This is a genomic window from Paenibacillus sp. JT22N7 (assembly GCF_059383875.1).
The window spans coordinates 444,543-463,466 of record NZ_JBXENY010000006.1; the positions used below are offsets into that span (position 1 = coordinate 444,543).

The 18,924-nt window shown below is 49.3% G+C and carries 13 protein-coding genes; 1 reads left to right on the forward strand and 12 read right to left on the reverse strand.

Going from position 1 to position 18,924, the window contains the following annotated elements; all coding sequences use genetic code 11:
• Positions 1-751 precede the first annotated feature (751 nt).
• The 9 genes from AC50Y5_RS18810 to ppc form a co-directional block, all read right to left on the reverse strand.
• Positions 752-1,099: a helix-turn-helix domain-containing protein gene (locus AC50Y5_RS18810; protein ID WP_494862848.1), complete on the reverse strand. Its 348-nt coding sequence runs from the start codon at positions 1,097-1,099 to the stop codon at positions 752-754.
• A gap of 181 nt (positions 1,100-1,280) precedes the next feature.
• Positions 1,281-3,113 carry a glutamine--fructose-6-phosphate transaminase (isomerizing) gene (gene glmS / locus AC50Y5_RS18815; protein ID WP_056033178.1) on the reverse strand — a complete coding sequence of 611 codons (1,833 nt, stop codon included), beginning with the start codon at positions 3,111-3,113 and terminating at the stop codon, positions 1,281-1,283.
• Between the two features lie 895 nt (positions 3,114-4,008).
• Complete coding sequence (gene glmM, locus AC50Y5_RS18820; protein ID WP_494862850.1) at positions 4,009-5,349, reverse strand: phosphoglucosamine mutase; 1,341 nt, start codon at positions 5,347-5,349, stop codon at positions 4,009-4,011.
• Positions 5,350-5,425: 76 nt separating this feature from the next.
• Positions 5,426-6,871 carry a CdaR family protein gene (locus AC50Y5_RS18825; RefSeq protein ID WP_494862852.1) on the reverse strand — a complete coding sequence of 482 codons (1,446 nt, stop codon included), beginning with the start codon at positions 6,869-6,871 and terminating at the stop codon, positions 5,426-5,428.
• Positions 6,864-7,703 (reverse strand): diadenylate cyclase CdaA, encoded by an 840-nt coding sequence (cdaA, locus tag AC50Y5_RS18830; RefSeq protein WP_056033166.1) that lies wholly within the window; start codon positions 7,701-7,703, stop codon positions 6,864-6,866. Before cdaA ends, AC50Y5_RS18825 begins: the two co-directional genes overlap by 8 nt.
• A 522-nt stretch (positions 7,704-8,225) precedes the next feature.
• Positions 8,226-8,864, reverse strand: coding sequence for a zf-HC2 domain-containing protein (locus AC50Y5_RS18835; protein ID WP_056033159.1), 639 nt, complete (start codon positions 8,862-8,864; stop codon positions 8,226-8,228).
• A gap of 110 nt (positions 8,865-8,974) precedes the next feature.
• The gene (gene sigW / locus AC50Y5_RS18840; RefSeq protein ID WP_056033156.1) at positions 8,975-9,541 is read right to left on the reverse strand and encodes an RNA polymerase sigma factor SigW; all 567 of its coding nucleotides are present in this window, start codon (positions 9,539-9,541) and stop codon (positions 8,975-8,977) included.
• 327 nt (positions 9,542-9,868) lie between these two features.
• Positions 9,869-11,308: a S1C family serine protease gene (locus tag AC50Y5_RS18845; RefSeq protein WP_494862855.1), complete on the reverse strand. Its 1,440-nt coding sequence runs from the start codon at positions 11,306-11,308 to the stop codon at positions 9,869-9,871.
• Positions 11,309-11,659: 351 nt separating this feature from the next.
• Positions 11,660-14,464: a phosphoenolpyruvate carboxylase gene (ppc, locus tag AC50Y5_RS18850; protein WP_056033150.1), complete on the reverse strand. Its 2,805-nt coding sequence runs from the start codon at positions 14,462-14,464 to the stop codon at positions 11,660-11,662.
• A 344-nt stretch (positions 14,465-14,808) separates the two neighbouring features.
• On the opposite strand from ppc, the gene AC50Y5_RS18855 reads away from it, so the two are divergent.
• Entirely contained in the window at positions 14,809-15,141 is a 333-nt protein-coding gene (locus AC50Y5_RS18855) for a hypothetical protein (RefSeq protein ID WP_056033147.1), read from the forward strand.
• A 125-nt stretch (positions 15,142-15,266) separates the two neighbouring features.
• Here AC50Y5_RS18855 and AC50Y5_RS18860 read toward each other — a convergent pair whose 3' ends face one another.
• From AC50Y5_RS18860 to AC50Y5_RS18870, 3 genes are read right to left on the reverse strand one after another with little or no spacing between them, the layout of a single operon-like run.
• Positions 15,267-16,910 carry an ABC transporter substrate-binding protein gene (locus AC50Y5_RS18860; protein WP_494862863.1) on the reverse strand — a complete coding sequence of 548 codons (1,644 nt, stop codon included), beginning with the start codon at positions 16,908-16,910 and terminating at the stop codon, positions 15,267-15,269.
• 27 nt (positions 16,911-16,937) lie between these two features.
• Positions 16,938-17,870 carry an oligopeptide ABC transporter permease gene (gene opp4C / locus AC50Y5_RS18865; protein WP_494862908.1) on the reverse strand — a complete coding sequence of 311 codons (933 nt, stop codon included), beginning with the start codon at positions 17,868-17,870 and terminating at the stop codon, positions 16,938-16,940.
• Between the two features lie 54 nt (positions 17,871-17,924).
• The gene (locus AC50Y5_RS18870) at positions 17,925-18,875 is read right to left on the reverse strand and encodes an ABC transporter permease (RefSeq protein ID WP_056033137.1); all 951 of its coding nucleotides are present in this window, start codon (positions 18,873-18,875) and stop codon (positions 17,925-17,927) included.
• Between the last annotated feature and the right edge of the window lie 49 nt (positions 18,876-18,924).

The following is an 18,924-nucleotide window of genomic DNA, read 5'->3' on the forward strand; positions in this document are numbered from 1 at the left end:
ATCAAAGAGGAGAGTAAGTATAGAAGACGAGGGATTAGTTCACGATAGTAAAACCGAAAGATATTAGCAAAATTTTTTTAAAAATATATACCATCTGGTTTTGGCTCGATTATTGTAAAGGTTCATTGTTACATATGCGCAAGAAAACTGATTAAATGTCACACTCACATTCCAAACAGACGACGAATAAAGTACGTCATAGTTGATTTAACGGAATGGCCGTGCCGGAGCTCAATGCTCCATAATGGTCTGATATAGGCAGTCTTTTCTAGCAATTGAGAAATTCGTTTCTTTATGCTCTATCAGCATTTCACAGCGTTAAGGAATGGTCGAATCCCTTTAAAAGACAGAGATCGACGTACATTTTGATACCTCTTTATTTAAATTCAACCTAATAACGTTTCCTCTAAAACTCTCGGATTTACTTTCTAACGCATTTAAACTCTTGATCTTGGTTTTTTTTAATTTTTCAACATCGAATTTGGATGGGTCTATTTTATCCGCTTATAGGTTCTCCTTGTCTACTTTTTTGCCCAACAAAAGTTTCGTGTCCACAATGAAAAGTTCAGCTAATATCGTCAATTATTTTGCTAATTAGCCCAAACAATGATTGAGCAGCTGCCAAACTAAAATCAAAAATGGATACCTGAAATTCGTCGACTCAGCAATAAATATAAAATGATGAGGTGTTAACTTTAAGTGGTGAGTTGTGGAATGCGACTAAACAATTTCCTTTAATGGATCAGAAATTTTAAAGTTTTTCTATCCTTCGATCATTCTTTAATTCAACAATGTCTACAATCTCCCTCTGGTCTCGAGCAGACAACTTCCTGAAGCTGATGATTAGGCTGTTCTCCACATGATTAAGCTCCCCTACCACTTCCTTAAGTTCATCCTCACTTGCCATATCTCCGAACAAAAGCCATGTGGGGTTTACGTTAAACTCCTTTATAATTGCCAATATTGTCTCCAGTGACGGATTGTATTTGCTCTGCTCCAGTTCACTTAAAGTTCCTTGAGACACACCAACTCGGTTCGAAAACTCCATTTGATTCATCTGATTTTTTTTTCTAATTATACGAACTCGTTCCCCAAGCATTAGCTACAATCCCTTCTAAATAAAAATATCCCGATGATCTAAACAAAGCATCATCGGGACTGTTCTAGCGGTTCCACACTTTTGTCACTGGTTCCACACTTTTAACATAGGTTCCAGACTTTTTTTACTGGTTCCACACTTTTTTATCACTGGACAACAGGGGGGAATTTATTACTCTCCCCTACTCCACCGTAACACTCTTCGCCAAATTTCTCGGTTTATCAACATCATGCCCGAGCGCAAGCGAAGCATAGTAGGAGATCAATTGCAGTGGTACAACGGACAGTGCTGGCGTCAGGATCGGCAGTGTGCGAGGGATCGAGAACAGTGTATCAACCGACTTGTTCGCTTCCTCTTCATAGCCAACATTACCAATACCGAGCACATTCGCGCCGCGCGCTTTTACTTCTTTAATATTGCTCAATGTTTTCTCATACAACTCTTCCTGCGTGACCAAAGCGATAACCGGAACGCCTTCTTCGATCAGCGCCAGCGTGCCATGCTTCAGCTCGCCAGCTGGGTAAGCTTCCGAGTGAATATACGAAATTTCTTTCAGCTTCAGCGAGCCTTCCAGCGCTACTGGATAGTCAATGCCGCGGCCAATAAAGAATAGGCTCGGATGCGAGGAGATCGATTCAGCAATATCGCGCAATACCGGCGCTTGCTCCAAAATGCTTTCCACTTGCTCAGGAAGCTCTTGCATCGCAGCAAGAATTTCGCTTACCTCCGCTGTATTTTTCGTTCCCAGCGTATCCGCGAAATACAAGCTGAGCAGGTAGAATACTACGAGCTGCGACGTATAAGCTTTCGTCGAAGCAACCGCAATTTCCGGTCCTGCCAACGTTACCAGCACATCATCCGCTTCGCGGGCAATCGAGCTGCCCACTACGTTCGTAATCGCCAATACGCGAGCGCCATTGCGCTTCGCTTCACGAAGTGCAGCAAGCGTATCCGCTGTTTCACCGGATTGGCTGACTACAATTACGAGCGTGTCTGGCGTAATGATCGGCGAGCGGTAACGATATTCCGAAGCGACATCCGTTTCAACCGGAATGCGGGCAATGGACTCAATAACCGTTTTACCAACAAGGCCAGCATGATATGCTGTTCCGCAAGCTACGATATGCACTTTACGAATCGATTTAATATAATCCTTCGTCATCGCCAGTTCAGACAGCTGTACCGATTTGCCGTCGTCAGCAACGCGGCCCAGCATCGTGTCGCGGTATGCTTTCGGCTGCTCATAAATTTCTTTCAGCATAAAATGATCAAATCCGGCTTTTTCTGCGGTTACCAGATCCCAATCGACATGGAATATTTCCTTGGAAATAGCTGCGCCTTCTGTCGTCATCAATTCGACACTATCACGTGTCAAAATAGCCATTTCGCCGTCGTCCAAAATATAAACGTCACGCGTATGCTCCAAAATCGCCGGAATATCCGATCCGATGAAGTTTTCGCCTTTGCCTACGCCGATGACGAGAGGGCTTGCAAAACGAACTGCAACCAGCTTCTCCGGTTCAAACTCTGTCAAAACGCCCAGAGCGAATGCTCCGCGCATACGTTTAACGGCACGCTGCACCGCTTCAATGATGTTGCCGTCATACTCATCAGCTACGAGATGCGAGATCACTTCTGTATCCGTCTCCGATACAAATACATGGCCTTTCGCAGTCAATTCATCTTTCAGATCCAGATAGTTCTCAATGATACCATTGTGAACTACCGAAAATTTAGCGGAATTGTCCGTATGCGGATGAGAGTTCACATCGGATGGCTTGCCGTGTGTTGCCCAGCGCGTATGCCCAATGCCGACGGAACCATGCAATGGCTCACCTTGCAGCTTGCCTTCAAGATTAGCAAGGCGTCCTTTAGCTTTCGAAACTTCAAGACCGTTGTCTGTGAATACAGCAATACCTGCCGAGTCATAGCCGCGGTATTCCAGCTTTTTCAGCCCTTCGATCAAAATCGCCTGCGAGTCACGTTTACCAATATATCCTACAATTCCACACATAATTTAATAGACCTCCGTTTTAGGTATAATGCCCTTATGACGGATGCCTGCCTATATGCGGCACAGGCGCTATTCGGTTGTCACAAATTCAGTTCTGCTTTTGTCCAAAGAAGTTGTGTAACCCTCTGCCCATACCAGCCCCACAGGCGGCACCATAGACATACGGGAATAAAAGTTCAATTATTTCGTCTGTTGATGCCTGCTGAACGTTTGTATGAATGGTCGCCCAATCATTTTGCGTCTCAGCTTTCGGTTGGCATGCTATAACCGGGAGGCCCCCGCCGAACATTTCGAACACCTCCACCTCGTCAGCTTCCCGTATGATCGCCCCGAGTGCTTCCCCATAACCACTGTCCGCACATCCATCATGCAGTCCATATCGGTTACGTCGAGCATCAAAACGAATCATCACGCAAGCTCTGGCGCTTATATTGCAGTGTAACCTCGATCCTCGCTTTCCTTCTGGAATGAAATCATTACTCTCTATTGTATTCATTATCAGGCAAATATGCAACAGCATCGGGCTCGTGCCCATTCATAAGCAGCTATACCCACCGATTGTCTCCATTGCCTCATTCATTCTATGTCTCAACAAATTATCGGTGCCTAGCCGCCTGCCTCCCGCAAATCACCTTAGCATGCGCTCAAGCTTCAACGCATATGCTTCGGTTCAATCACCGGAGGCAAGCGGCCTTAATCATTAAAGGCACTGATTATTGTCATTTATGCCGCTTAACATTACTATCGTTTACTATTGCTCCCATTAAAAATAAGTCACGTATAATATTACTGCCATTAAAGTATATAGGCGCCAACCCTTACGGACATTGAAGATTATGGTTGAAGTTTCCTATCGTTAACGATTATCGCCGCTGAAAACTCAGCCCATTAATCTTTAACCGAGTTCTTTTTTCACCACATCAACGATTTTTGCCACGTATGCTTCAACCTGAGCCTTGTCTGGCCCTTCTGCCATGACGCGAATGAGCGATTCCGTACCGGAAGGACGAACGAGCACGCGGCCGTTGTCGCCAAGCTCACGAGACACTTCTTCCGCTGCTGCTTCAATCGCCTGGTTGCCCAGGTATTTGCTCTTGTCTTCTACGCGCACGTTAACAAGCACTTGCGGGAACTTGCGCATAATGGTTTTCAGCTCGCTGAGCTTGCGGCCGGAAGCTTTAATCGTATCGACCAGCTGCAAAGCGGTCAGAATGCCGTCACCCGTCGTAATATAATCTAGAAAAATAACATGGCCGGACTGCTCGCCGCCCAAGTTGAAGCCGCCGCGACGCATTTCTTCCATCACGTAGCGGTCGCCAACAGCCGTTTGCGCGGTTTGCAGGCCAAGCTGCCCCGCCGCCTTGAAGAAACCAATGTTCGCCATAACCGTCGTAACGACGGTGTCATGCTTCAGCTTTCCAGCCTGTTTCATAGCGTCGCCAATGATGCACAAAATATAATCGCCATCGACCTCTTCGCCCTGGTCATCAATCGCAATCAGACGATCGGCGTCGCCGTCAAAGGATAGTCCCAAATCCGCTTTATGCGCCAGCACCTGCTCACGCAAATATTCCGGATGCGTCGATCCGACGCCCGCATTGATGTTGCGGCCATCCGGCTCCGCTCCTACCGTAATAATTTCCGCACCAAGCTCGCGGAATACAGCTGGCGCCAGCTCATAAGCAGAGCCGTTCGCGCAGTCGAGCACGATTTTAAGGCCGCTGAACCCGCCTCTAATCGTCGTTTTCAAAAAGTCCAGATAACGCTTCTTCGCGGAATCGTCATCGGTTACAGTGCCAATATCGCCGCCTACAGGGCGCGGCAATTCATCCTGCTCCGCATCAATCAGCTGCTCAATGCGAATTTCCGTCTCATCCGACAGCTTGAAGCCGTCGCCAGCGAAAAACTTAATGCCATTATCCTCAACCGGATTATGCGAAGCGGAAATCATAACGCCCGCATCCGCCTTCAGCTCGCGTGTAATATAAGCGACTGCCGGCGTCGACACGACACCTAGGCGCACTACGCTTGCGCCGATAGACAGCAAGCCAGCGATAAGCGCTGATTCCAGCATTGGACCGGAGATACGCGTATCCCGTCCAATAACAACTACCGGCTTATCTGCCTCTCCCGTTAATACAAATCCGCCGCAGCGGCCAATTTTATAAGCAAGCTCTGGCGTCAATTCCTGATTCGCGACACCGCGCACGCCATCTGTACCAAAATATTTCCCCATTGTCGTTCTAGCCCCTTTTATTATATCGATATTGACTGAAAAACCAGCCAATCCTATGCTGCTGCTCATTAATCAACTAACCATTTGCGTTTGCGGAGCTGCCATTGCTAGGCTCGCCGCCCGCATTCGTAGCACCATTGCCATCATTGCCGCCATCGTTTCCCGAGCCAGGACTAGGCGTACTTTCTTCCTCATCCGGCGTTGCCGATGGCTCAGGCGTTGGAGTCGACTCCGGCTTGGTCGTACCGCCGCTTTCTTCCGGATCTGCCGTCACCGGATCAGACTTCTCGCCAATAACTACCGTAGCGGTTAATGCCGCTTCTTCGTTCGTCAAGTTCACGAAACGCGGCACCGTTGTCGACAGCTTAATCGTATGCGTTCCAGCCTTCAGTCCCTGCAAATCAGCTGTCAGCTGCAAATCCTTGTCGCTAATTGCCGATAGCACATCTGGTGCGCCATGAATGGTGAGGCTCGCCTCGCCGCTCTGCGGCTTGCTGATTTCAGCAAAAAGCCCTTCGCCAACATTTGTTAATTGAATCGCTCTCGTCAAGGTCAGCGCTTCCCATGAAACGACATTCACCTCAACATTAATTTCAGCAGGCTCAACCATCACTATGCCATCCAGCTTCGTGACCTTCGCCTTCACCGTGCCCGACTGCTCGACAGCTCCGAGATCAATCGTCACCCCATTATATACTTCGAGAGCATCAAGCGTTTTTTGATCCGCATAAACGGCAACTTTGTCGATTTCCGGTTTAATCGAAGCGATGCTTAAACCTTCCGGCAAGCTGCCCGTATAGCTGATCTGGAGCGGAACCATCTTGATTGGAGGAGTGACGGGAACCTCCACATCGACGATCTTCGGATCGGTAATGGCATGCTCCATCACTTTGCCTTCCGTATCATAAACGACAACACCCGCTTTTTTATCCTCAACTGTCGATTTCGCGCCTTCCACACTAACGGTCGCGCTTACCGAACCGACATATTCCATTTCATCCTTCGGAAGCGTCACTTTAACGGACGGAGCTGTTTCCTTGCCGACCAGTGATGGCGTTCCAACAATATAGCCGCTTGAAGGCGTACCAGACGTCTTCAGCCCCAAATCAAAGGACTTCGTCTGAATTTCTTCGATATCTACCTTTATCGTACGCTGTGAAATTTCCAGCAGGTTGACGCCGCTCGGCATCGTATACGTTAACGGCACAACATGCTCGCCTTCCCCAAGTCCGGTTAAATCAGCTGTAATAATATAATCCTCGTCTTTGGCAGTGAGCAGCTTGGAGCGGCGGCCTTCTACCATAATCCTGACAACGGTCGGCTCCATCTGCACGAGCGAATATTTAGCTTCATCCAGCCCGGTTGGAATAATTTGCGCGGCCTCGATAATTTTTTTATCTGTATTGGAGGTCACCGCAGCAGGAGTCGATTCCGGATCGAAATGCACGACTGCCCACAGCAGCAGCGCAATGACGATAGAAATAATTTTGATCGCTGTCGGATGACTAAGCCATTTATCCATCCTGGCCTCCTTTCCGCTTCCAGAACGCGAACGACTGACGTTCCTTCGTGCGTCCATTCGTCTTCGGAGTCAGCTCCTCGAACAGCTTCGAGATTAGCGATTCTTCTTTAATATCACGAACGATCATGCCGTTGAGCGCCAAGGAAACTTGTCCCGTTTCTTCCGATACGACGACCGACACCGCGTCACTAACCTCGCTGACGCCGATGGCCGCACGATGGCGCGTCCCAAGCTCCTTGCTTATAAAAGGATTTTCAGACAGCGGCAAATAACAGCCCGCCGCCATAATTTGATTACCCCGAATAATGACCGCTCCATCATGCAGCGGCGTATTTGGCGTGAAAATATTGTTCAGCAGCTCGGAGGTAATCCGCGACTCCATCTGTACACCTGATTCAATCAGTTCATTGACGCCGGTTGTCCGTTCAAATACAATTAGCGCGCCAATTTTTCTTTTCGCCATAAACTGAACAGCCTTCATCACTTCATCAATCTGCTCATTGACGACATCCTTATCCATGAAGGAGGAGCTGACGAACAGCTTTCCTCGTCCCACCTGCTCCAGCACCCGCCTCAGCTCCGGCTGAAAAATGATGAGGACAGACACGACGCCAAAGGTGAACATTTGGTTCATTACCCATTTGAGCGTATATAAATTAAACCATGTGCTAATCGCCCATACAGCAATAAGCACAAGGATTCCCTTCAAGAGCTGAACCGCTCTGGTTCCTTGTACAAGCAAAATGATTTTGTAAATAATATAGCTGACGATCCCGATATCAATGACGTCCTTGATGCCGTTCTGCCAAGTCAAATCTGCAAAGTAACTCATGTATGAACCCCCAAACAACCGAGCACGTATCGCATGTATTTTGAATTTCAACTTATTATTTTCTATATTCGGTGCGGAAACTCCTTTATTCAAGGTGAAACAGCTGTCGCCTTCCTTTGGCGGTGCAGCACGTTTCATTCCGAGAAATATAGAGAAAGGATGGAAGCATCATATCCTTTCCTATATTTCAAGGTGAAACGGCTGTCGCCGTCCTTTGGCGGTGCAGCGCGTTTCATTCTGAGAAATATAGAGAAAGGATGGAAGCATCATATCCTTTCCTATATTTCAAGGTGAAACAGCTGTCGCCATCCTTTGGCGGTGCAGCACGTTTCATTCCGAGAAATATAGAGAAAGGATGGACACATCATATCCTTTCCTATATTTCAAGGTGAAACGGCTGTCGCCGTCCTTTGGCGGTGCAGCGCGTTTCATTCCGAGAAATATAGAGAAAGGATGGAACAATCATATCCTTCCCTATATTTTCGAAAAAAAAGCTGCCTTCCCGTCAGGAAGGCAGCTCACCTAAGAAGCCAATCCGCTGAAAGTTGTCGTTACCTTATACCAGAACCAATCCAGTGCCTGATCAATGGTCCGGCTTTGCCCGGCAATAAAACCGGTCGAGGCCAAATTGAGGGAACCGTCAATGACCGTTACATTGCCATCGATTTCGCCTCTAACGTCGGCCATGCCATTTTCAACGATCAAATTTCCTTTAATATGCACACCTTCTGGAATTGTAACCGTGTTGCCGTCAATAACGACCTGATGCAGATCCTCGCCCGACACCACCAGCTTCGTATCGTGTCCCCACATGGAGACAAAGCTGCCCAGCATAACGAGTACAAAAATCGCTGCGACCGTTACGCCTGGGTACTTGTAGAGCAAACGCAAATACTGCGGACGAGTCTTCGCCTGCGGTTTCGGTATTTGGTCCAAAATAAGCTGCGTCAGCTTCTCGGAAGCCTGTATATCGTAATGCGGGACCACTGCGGCATGCTCTAAGGCGGAAAAAGTCATCGCTTCCGTCTTCTCCAGCTGTTCGAACCGAGCGAGGCAAGCGGGACAAGTACTCATATGCCCCTTCAAATCCATCGTACCTTGTCTGGTCAGATCACCGTCAAAATAGTCGTGCATCATTCCGATGGCGACTTTGCATTCCATAGCAGCCAGTCCTTTCTTTCTTTTGCTTACGTTAACGCCCTACTACAACTATAGGATACGTATCAAATCCGAAAGTGTTTCAAAATTTCGCGACAAGCTTTCGGCCAATTTTACAGCTTGTATTCCAGCTTCTTGCGCAGAAACTCCCGTCCCCGGTGTACCCTCGTCTTAATCGTCGTGACAGGGATATCCATGACCTCGCTAATTTCTTGAAGAGACAAATCCTCAATATAGCGCAGCATCATTACCGTCTTGTATTTCGGCGGAAGCGAGGCAATCGCCTGATGAATAATCCGCTGTGTCTCAGACAGCAGCGTCTCCGACTCCGGCGTTCGATTGTCGCTTGGAATCATCGAATAACCATCCAAACCTTCATGATCCGTCGATTCCGCATCTAGCGAATATACAGGCTTGCGCTTGCGCAGCTTGTCGATGCAAAGATTCGTCGCGATCCGATAAATCCAGGTGGAAAATTTCAAGGTTTCATCGTAACGCTCTAAATTTCTATACACTCGCATGAACGCTTCCTGCACGACATCTTCCGCCTCTTGACGGTTGCTCAGCATGCGGTACGCCATGTGAAAAAGCTTGTCCTGATAGAGCCCTACGAGCTCAGCAAATGCCCGCTGGTCGCCTTTTAACGATAATTTTGCAAGGCGGGCTTCCAATACATTCACTTCTACTCCTCCAAACTTTCCGTTTGAACGGATTGTTGCCGCGAGTGCTATTATGAATCAGCAATGCCTACTAAAACAAATATAACTCCTGCCGCGTCCTCTGCCCTTAAACTCTATAGAAAATCGTAATCCACATGGACTTAAAAAGCAAGATAATTGCGTAAGATGAAACGGCTACTGCTACCTTATTTGAACTATTATATACGTTTTCCACTCTTTATGGCAAAAAAGCAGCTCTCAAGCTTATCGCTTGATGCTGCTCTTGCCGGGCCTTTTACGGATGCGCTGCGTACCGCACTTCTTTCCCAGCCTTTTTTATGAAAGATATTATAAGGAATTGGTCATCAGTTTTTGAAGCACGCTTTGAATTTCGCTTGATGGAATGGCAAAACCAATGCCCTGCGCCTCGGCGCTTACCGCCGTATTAATGCCAATGACCTGACCGCTCGTATTGAGCAGCGGACCGCCCGAGTTGCCCGGGTTAATGGAGGCATCCGTTTGCAGCAAATGCTTGTAATCCTTCGTGCCGCCAGCTTCGTCTTGGACGGAAATCGGACGTTCTTTCGCGCTTAGCACGCCCACTGTCATCGTGTGGTCAAAGCCATACGGATTGCCGATTGCAATAACCCAGTCGCCGATTGCTGTGCTGTCCGAGTCGCCAAGCGACAGCGTCGGGAACGCCGTCGTACCGGTAATTTTCAGAACCGCCAAATCCAGATCGGCGCTGGAGCCCACCACCTTAGCCACAAACGGCTCATCATAACCTTCTACGGTTACCTTCACTTGAGAAGCCCCGCTAATGACATGCTCATTCGTTAAAATGTAGCCATCGGACTGAAATATAAATCCCGTTCCCGAGCCTGTAAGCTGCAAATTGGAATCGTCTGTTCCACTCTGGTCATTAGAGCCTGCACTCGGCTGCTGCTGGCCGCTCTGTGGCGCCAGCTGCCCGAAAAACTGCCAGTAGTCCGAACCGCGTCCGCTTGCGCGTGTCGCCTGACCGTAATTTTCAATTTTGACGACCGCCGGGGAAGCTGCGGCATAAATGTTGGAAATTTGGCTGTCCACCGAATTCGCCGCTGTTGTCACGCCCGCGCTGTTCTCACTGCCATTGCTAACTACACTGCCATTGGTCGTATTCACCGTAGCCACGCCGCCAGTGAACAAATTGCTGCGATCCGCCGTATACATAAAGCCGCCAATGACGACAGCCCCTGCTAAAAATGCTGCGAAAATGGACTTCAACGGCGTACGCTTCGCTGGCTTCTGTGAAGCCCCATCGTCGCCTCTGTCTGCGCCGCTCTGTCCTCTATCCGTCATCGTCCGCAGCTCACTAAGCTGCTTCTCATACGAATGGCGCAAGTTCGAGGGAGAACGCTCCGACTCGTAGATGTAGGTAGCAACAATCGGGGCCGACTGTTTTGATGCCTCTTGCCCTGCAGCTGTTTCCTGCTGCGCTGCGGATGGATCTGCTTGCTCCGGCGTTGTCTGGCTGCTATCCGGATCCGCTGACGCCGAAGCCTCATGCCCCGGTTCAGCCGCATCTTCATAACCATAAACGGTTTTGAAAACTTGCTCGCCCTTTGGCTTGCCCTCCGGCTTGCCAACTGTACTCGATTGCTCGATTTTGCTATCGCTTGCCCCTGCGGCGTTCATCTCCGCCTGTTCTTTCGCTTGTTCGCCACCATTTACTTGATCCGCCATACGCTCATCTCCCTGTCCATTCAAGCTGTTATTTGTTCCTCTATATTGGTTGTCCTCGCTCATCTTGATTGCCTCCTTCAAGTTTTACCGAGTATATTTCATCACGTAAGCTAAGTATCGAGATAATAAGAATTAGTCAGTGTGTATTCGGTCATTTCGTTTGCCTTCTATGTATACATCATGCAGGATGCACCTTAAACCAAACTTAAGCGATATTTAAAGCAACATAAAACCTTTCGGGGCAGCCCTATTTGCGTACTAAAAAGCTGTACAAGCGCATAACAAGTCCCCTCGCTGCCGCTCAACCCACCTTTTCAACGCAAAAAAAAGCCAAGCTGGGCAATGGCTGCCCTGCTTGGCTTTCCTGTTTACGCCAGCGTTTTCTGGCGTTTATTTATTTGTTCAAGCGCCTTATTAGCCCGTGTTTCTCAGGCCGGCGGCAATTCCGTTAATCGTAAGCAATACTTCACGAAGCAGCTCTGGATCATCCTCGTCCTTCGCCCGCAGTCCGCGGAGCTCAGTCAGAAGCTGTACCTGCATATAGCTGAGCGGATCGACGTATGGATTACGGAGGCGAATCGACTCTTGAATAACCGGTACGTTATCCAAAATTTCCGTTTGGCCCGTAATGCTTAAAATCATTTGCGACGTCAGCGCGTATTCCGACTCGATTTGCTGGAAAATACGGTTGCGGATCGCCTCGTCGGAAATCATGCCCGCGTATTCCTTCGCAATAATAAGATCGGCTTTCGCCAGTGCCATCTGCAAATTGTCGATCAAAGAGCGGAAAAATGGGAATTGCTCATACATCGTTTTCAACGTTTGCAGACGCTCTTCGCTTCCATCCACATATTGTTGGAGCGCTGTGCCGGCTGCATACCAGGCTGGCAGCAAATAACGGCTTTGCGTCCATGCGAATACCCATGGAATGGCACGCAAATCTTCAAAGCGGTCGCTGTTTTTCCGTTTGGACGGACGGGAGCCAATGTTCAGCTCGCCAACCTCAGGCAGCGGTGTCGACTCCTTGAAGTATGTGAGGAAATCCGGATCGCGGAAAATCAAATCCTGATATTTCTCCAGCGCCGTCTCGGAAATCGAACGGGCAATCTCTTCCCACTCCGGCTCGGCTGTCTGGCCTTGCTCCGGATATTTGGCCAAGCGCGCAGCTGTAATCAGCGCCCAAGTGGCCTGCTCCAAGCTGCGGTATGCGATACCCTGCATCGAATAACGCGAGGAAAGCACTTCGCCTTGCTCGGTAATTTTGATGCCGCCGCCTACTGTATGCGGAGGCTGTGCCAAAATGCTGCGGTTCAGCGGCATGCCGCCGCGACCGAGCGCGCCGCCGCGTCCGTGGAAAAACTTCAGCTTAACGTCGTATTCGTTCGCCGCTGCTGTAATTTCCTTAAGCGCTACACGCAGCTCCCAGTTAGCTGTAACCGCTCCGCCATCTTTATTGCTGTCGGAGTAGCCCAGCATGATTTCATGCAGATCGCCGCGAGCCGCAATGGCTTGACGGTAAATCGGCAGCTCGAACAGCTGCTTCATAATAGCTGGAGCCGCATGAAGGTCGTCGATCGTCTCGAACAGCGGCACCGATTGAACGGAGCAGTGAACGGTACCGTCGCGATCTTGGCGGAACAAGCCGACTTCCTTCGAGAAGACCATGACTTCCAGCATGTCGCTGGCGCCCTGCGTCATACTGATCAGGTAGCTCGAAATGCAGTTCGGGCCAAACTCTTGCTTCGCACGGTAAGCCGTATGGTAGACATCGAGGCATTCACGCGTTGCATCTGTATAGTCCAAATGGCTCGACGTCAACGGACGCGGGTCATTCAGCAGGCGATGCAGCAGCTCAACCTTTTCATCCTCATTCAAAGCCGCATAATTCGGCGTAATGTTCATTTTCGCCAAAATTTCCGTCATCGCATTTTCATGCTCTTTGCTGTGCTGGCGAATATCGAGCGTCATCAGGTGGAAGCCGAACAGCTCAACCTGGCGTACCAGCTTGCCGATATGCGTATCTGCGACATAATCCGCGAAGTGATTGCGCAGGCTGCGGTCAATAATTTTCAAATCCTCCAGCAGCTCTTCCGGGTTGTTATAGCGCATAGCGGAGCCTTTAAGCGCCTCATTGCGCGTATTGGCGAGCTTCTCCAGCATAAAGCCAAGCTTGATGCGGTAAGGCTCCTTCGTATTGCGCCACAGCTCTACGCATTTCAGCTCAACCTGCTCGCGGTCGCGGCGAATCGATTCAATCAATTCATCCGAAACTTCCACAATGTTCGTGCTGAAGCTCAGTTGGCCCATCAGCTCATTCAGCGTTTCTTCATACTTGCGAATCGCCAGCAGGCGGTGCATCGTCAGCGCTTCCCACGTCACCTTCGCGGTTACGGAAGGGTTGCCGTCACGGTCGCCGCCGATCCACGAGCCAAAACGGAGAAAGTCTGGCGCATGCCATTTTTCACCTGGATAATATTTTTCAAGGCAGCGCTCTAGCTCCTCGTAAACAGCAGGCAGCACCTCGAATAACGTTTCATCAAAATAATACAAGCCGTTGCGAACTTCGTCGATAACCGTAGGCTTACGGTCGCGAAGCTCATCGCTTTGCCACAAAATAAGCACTTCATTCAATAGCTTCTCGCGAAGCTTCTCGCGCTCACGGTAAGTCAGCGTCGGATTATCAAGCTCCATCACATCTTCGGCAATCCGCTTGTGGATATCCAGTACCGCTCTGCGTGTCGCTTCCGTAGGATGTGCGGTCATGACAAGCTCCAGCGAAATACCGCTCAGCATTTGCTGTACATCTTCCACTGCGATTTGACGTTCCTTCAGATCCGCTACAGCGCTCTCAATGGAGCCGCGTTGAACGCCTTCCCCAGTAGAACGCTCATAATCGCGCTTGCGGCGAATACGGTGATTTTGTTCAGCAATGTTAACCAGTTGAAAATAAATCGCGAAGGCACGAATGACCTGGTGCCTAATTTCCGGGCTCAATGACGACACGGTCGTCTTGAATTGCGCGAATAGCTCCGGAATATATTCCGCTCGCAACGATTTGCTTGTTTCGCGGATTTGCTCCACAATTTCAAGCAATTCCTTGCCGCCCTGGTGGACGAGCACTTCGCCGAGTATGTTGCCTAGAAACCGAACATCCCTACGCAGCAAATTGTTCGCTTGCTGGCGGCTTGCCGATAAATTCGTTGCAGCTTGTTCCGACATACTGAAATCCTCCTGTAGCGTGCCCTATAACGGACTCATTTTAACTATCATACATCATACTACAAAATCCTTCATGGTTGAAGCCCCGCCATTTACCAAGATGTATGGGAGGATGTCTATCATGCTCGCAACTAAAAAGGGGGTATTTCTCATAAAATAAGGCGATGATCTTCTGCATTTCCGCCAACTCCCTACATTACCCCTATCTGCTTCATTTCTATCTAAATCACTATTTTTGAATAAATGTAATCGTTTTCTTATCCAGAAAAAAGAGTAGTTGCGATTCTCGTAAACCATCAGGTATGGTATAAAAAGGAATTTAAGGTGAAAAGGAGGGAACTTCTATGCTCCAGCTATACTTGCCATTGCTTTTGTTTATCGCAGCTATTGTTTATGTGACAGTTAAACTTACAGACAAAAAGGGCAGCTACCAGATGCTTGCCCCTTATCAAATCGCCGTTATCGCCTTCAGCTTGCTGCTTATGCTCGTGCAGTCATTTATCCCTTACCAGAATGTTACGTTTAGGGGCGGCGCATTGGCATCCTCGCTGCTGTCCACCGCCTTGTCCCTGCTCGCAATTTTCCTCACCTATTTCAGAAAAAATAGTTGGGCCTACCTCTCTCTTGCTGCTGCTTGCGCTTCGGGAATCGTGTCCGTCCTTCTGAAAATATATTAATGGAAAATTTTCCGAAAACCGAAATTTATAGAAAATAACAAAAGCCAACCAAACAGCGCTCGCTAGTTGGTTGGCTTTTATTTGGCTAAAGAATTACTAAATCTGCTTGCTACTTTTCAAGCCGCTTATTTCGACTCCACATCCCACTCATACACATTGATGAACGCGCCCAAATCCTTCGGCCCACCGACCAGCACGCGTTTGTTCGTTGCCAGCAGGCGGTAGTCGGCGAACAAAGCAATTTGCGGCAGATCCTCCATGATTAGCTCCTGCACCTTGTCATAGATGACGCGGCGTTTGTCCGAATCCGTCTCCTTCGTGCCTTCCAGCAGCAGCTTGTCCATTTCTATACTGGAATAGCGGGCATAGTTTGTTTTGCTTCCCGTACCAAATACGGTCGTCAAATCGGGATCAAGAATAAAGATGAGGCCCAAAATATCCAAATCGTATTCGCCTTTGATCAGCTTCTGCACCGACGTGGCAAGATCAAACTTTTGCACTTGGGCGTTGATGCCTACCGCCTTCAAATTTTCGACAATAATGTCGGCAGCCTGCTCCCTCGTCTTATTGCCCGAAGGCACGACCAGCCTCAGCGTCTTGCTCGAATCCCAGCCTGCTTCCTTGAGCAGATCCTTCGCTTTTTCCGGATTATACGTAATAGGCGTCAGGTTTTTGTTATAGTACGGGTGAATCGGCGTATATTGCACATCCATGCTCTCGCCTTCGCCTTTAAGCAGATTGTCGATCATCATCTCGCGATTAATCGCATAAGCGATAGCGTGGCGCACGCGAGCGTCGGTTATCGTCTCATTATTGAAATAAAGATTTTGGTAGTTGAACGGCTTGCCGGACACCGCATTAACGTTGGACATGTTTTTCACTTTCTCAAAATCCTGTACCGAAATCGTGCCGATACCCGGGAAGTTCATATCAATCTCGCCGCTTTGCAGCTGGGCAACCAAATTGCTCGAAGGCATAATTTTAAAATTCAGCTTGTCCAGCTTGGGCGCGCCTTTGAAAAAATCTTTGTTGGCTTGCAGCTCAATATATTGATCCTTGGCGTAAGTAACGAAGGTGAATGGTCCATTGACGACGGTCGGCTTTTGGAAAAATGGATTTTGCGCCAGCGTCTCTGGACTCGCGTCTTTCAATACATGCTCCGGCAGCGGCTTAAGGTTTTTGCCGAAGCTTTCCATGAACAGGTTAGGGTCCACTGGCTGCTTCGTGCGGAATTCGACGGTGTGGTCGTCGATTTTTTTCACGCCCGCTACATCGCTTGCCCCTTCCGGCAGCTTGCCTAGCTCATCGAAGCCTTCCAGCAGTGCATAACGAGTGGACAGCGATACAATCGACTTCGGATCGCCAATCAGCTTCACCGTAAATACGACATCATCCGCTGTGACGGACTCACCGTCGCTCCATTTGGCCTTTTCATTCAGCTTTACGGTGTAAACCTGATTATCTTCGGTTTCAATGCTGTCGGCCAGCATCGGAACGAACTTCAAATTTTCATCCAGCTCCATGAGCGGCTGGAACAAAATCGACGTCACAATAATCGACGTATTATCCGTCTGGTCAATGGGATTAAACATAAGCGGCGCATTCGTAATCCCAATGTTTACGACCTTACTTTCCCCCGCTGGCTTCGCTTCGCTGCCGCCGCTTTCTCCGGCTGTAGCTGGACCGCTGCTTGAGCATGCGCTTAGTGTCAGCATAGATATAATTCCAACAAGCGCACAAACCATTTTCCAACTGTTTTTTGTCTTCATCGATGATTGTCCCCCTTAAAATGGTCGTTATTTCAAGCTTTTTGGATCCATTGCATCGCGCAGCCCGTCGCCGATAAAATTTACCGACAATACGCTAACGACGATCATGATGCCCGGCGGCAGCCACAGCCATGGCTGCGAGGTCAGCACCGTAAGCGATTGGGCATCGGTAAGCATATTGCCCCAGCTTGCTGTTGGCGGCTGAACGCCAAGCCCCAGGAAGCTAAGCGAAGCCTCGGATACGATAGCACCTGCAATACCGAAGGTTGCATTCACGAGAATCGGAGCCAGAGCATTTGGCAAAATGTGCTTGAACAAAATACGCGGCGTACCTAGTCCCAAAGCGACTCCCGCTTTGACATAATCCATCTGCTTAATCGACAGCACGCTTCCCCTTACAAGCCGCGCTACGCCCGTCCAGCCAAGGAAACCAAGAATCAAAATGACATTCGTCAAGCTGGGACCGACTACGCTGACCACAACGAGAATAAGCATCAGCTGGGGAAAGGACATAAAAATATCCGTCACCCGCATGACCGCCATATCCACAATGCCGCCAAAATACCCCGAAACGAGGCCCAGCACCGTCCCTATCGTGACGCTGATTAAGACGGAGCCCAAGCCGACCATAAGCGACACTCTCGCCGCGTATATTAACCGGCTCAACACATCGCGCCCTACCTGGTCGGTGCCAAGCAAATGCTCGGCGGAAGGCTCGGCTTCGAAAGCCTCCGTCACCTGATAAGGATCATGCGGAACGATCCAAGGAGCCATAATTGCTCCCAGCGAAAGCAGCGTCATGAGGACAAGCCCCGCTACCGCAAGCTTGTGCTTCTTAAATCTGCGAACGACCATCCCTGCATAGCTCTCTTCTTTATGGCTGCTTTTCACAGCCGTCTCTGCGAGCTGGCCGCCTCCACCTCCAGAGCCCGCTGCCTTGTTCGTGCTCATCTGCAGCATAGCCATGGCGCTTCCCCCTCTCCTTGTTGCGAGACTATCGTTTTCGTTACGTTCTTACTTATATTTAATACGCGGATCTGCAACGGAATAAATAATATCTGTCAGCAGGTTTGCCGCAAGCACCATGAAAGCCGCCAATAAGTTTAATGCCATTAAGGTTGGATAATCCCTGTTCATAATGGAGCCCATCGTCAGCTGGCCGATCCCCGGCCAAGAGAATATTTGCTCGGTTACAACAGCACCGCCCAGCAGAATCGGCACTTCAAGCCCGATGACCGTGACAATGGGAATCAGCGCATTGCGCAAGGCATGCTTATTCACGACCATAAACTCGCGTACGCCCTTGGCGCGTGCGGTCCGCAAATAATCCTGGCCTAAAATATCGATGACGCTCGACCGCACATAACGAATCTTTTTCCCCGCAATGCCTGTCCCCAGTACGAGTACGGGAAGGATGAGATGCTTCAGCCGGTCGACGAACCCGCCATCCCCGCCAAGCGTAATCATGCCACCTGAGGGCAGCAGCTTTAATTCCAGTGAAAATACGTAGATTAAGCCCAGCGCGAGGAAAAAGTTCGGAATGGATATGCCGAGAAAGGAACCGCCAGTCGCCAAATAATCCAGCTTGGAATTTTGCCGGGTTGCGCTAATGATGCCGAGGGGAACCGCAATCGCCAAGCCGACGATGAGCGACAGCCCCATAAGGGTGACGGTCGGCCCAATGCGCTCGCCGATCATTTGCGCCACAGGCTGATAGGTCGTCAGCGAGAAGCCGAAGTTTCCTTTGAACACATCAACCAACCAGTGGATGTATTGCAAATACAGAGGGTCATTCAGCCCCAGCGCGTCCTTCTTCGCTTCAATGTCGGCTGGCGGCGTATTGGGGTCGATCATCATTTCGACCGGACTTCCGGGCGCCAGATTGATGACAATGAAATTAATGATGGTCACGCCCAGCAGCACCGGCACAGCAATTAACAGACGCCTAATGATATAGGCCAGCATGCGGCTCTCCCCCTCTTCTCATAAACGATAGACTCTAGTGAAAAATGTT

Coding starts and splice junctions, on each gene's coding strand:
- AC50Y5_RS18810 (WP_494862848.1), bottom strand. CDS start 1,099: ATGCTTGGGGAACGAGTTCGTATAATTAGAAAAAAAAATCAGATGAAT.
- glmS (WP_056033178.1), bottom strand. CDS start 3,113: ATGTGTGGAATTGTAGGATATATTGGTAAACGTGACTCGCAGGCGATT.
- glmM (WP_494862850.1), bottom strand. CDS start 5,349: ATGGGGAAATATTTTGGTACAGATGGCGTGCGCGGTGTCGCGAATCAG.
- AC50Y5_RS18825 (WP_494862852.1), bottom strand. CDS start 6,871: ATGGATAAATGGCTTAGTCATCCGACAGCGATCAAAATTATTTCTATC.
- cdaA (WP_056033166.1), bottom strand. CDS start 7,703: ATGAGTTACTTTGCAGATTTGACTTGGCAGAACGGCATCAAGGACGTC.
- AC50Y5_RS18835 (WP_056033159.1), bottom strand. CDS start 8,864: ATGGAATGCAAAGTCGCCATCGGAATGATGCACGACTATTTTGACGGT.
- AC50Y5_RS18845 (WP_494862855.1), bottom strand. CDS start 11,308: ATGAGCGAGGACAACCAATATAGAGGAACAAATAACAGCTTGAATGGA.
- ppc (WP_056033150.1), bottom strand. CDS start 14,464: ATGTCGGAACAAGCTGCAACGAATTTATCGGCAAGCCGCCAGCAAGCG.
- AC50Y5_RS18855 (WP_056033147.1), top strand. CDS start 14,809: ATGCTCCAGCTATACTTGCCATTGCTTTTGTTTATCGCAGCTATTGTT.
- AC50Y5_RS18860 (WP_494862863.1), bottom strand. CDS start 16,910: ATGAAGACAAAAAACAGTTGGAAAATGGTTTGTGCGCTTGTTGGAATT.
- opp4C (WP_494862908.1), bottom strand. CDS start 17,870: ATGCTGCAGATGAGCACGAACAAGGCAGCGGGCTCTGGAGGTGGAGGC.
- AC50Y5_RS18870 (WP_056033137.1), bottom strand. CDS start 18,875: ATGCTGGCCTATATCATTAGGCGTCTGTTAATTGCTGTGCCGGTGCTG.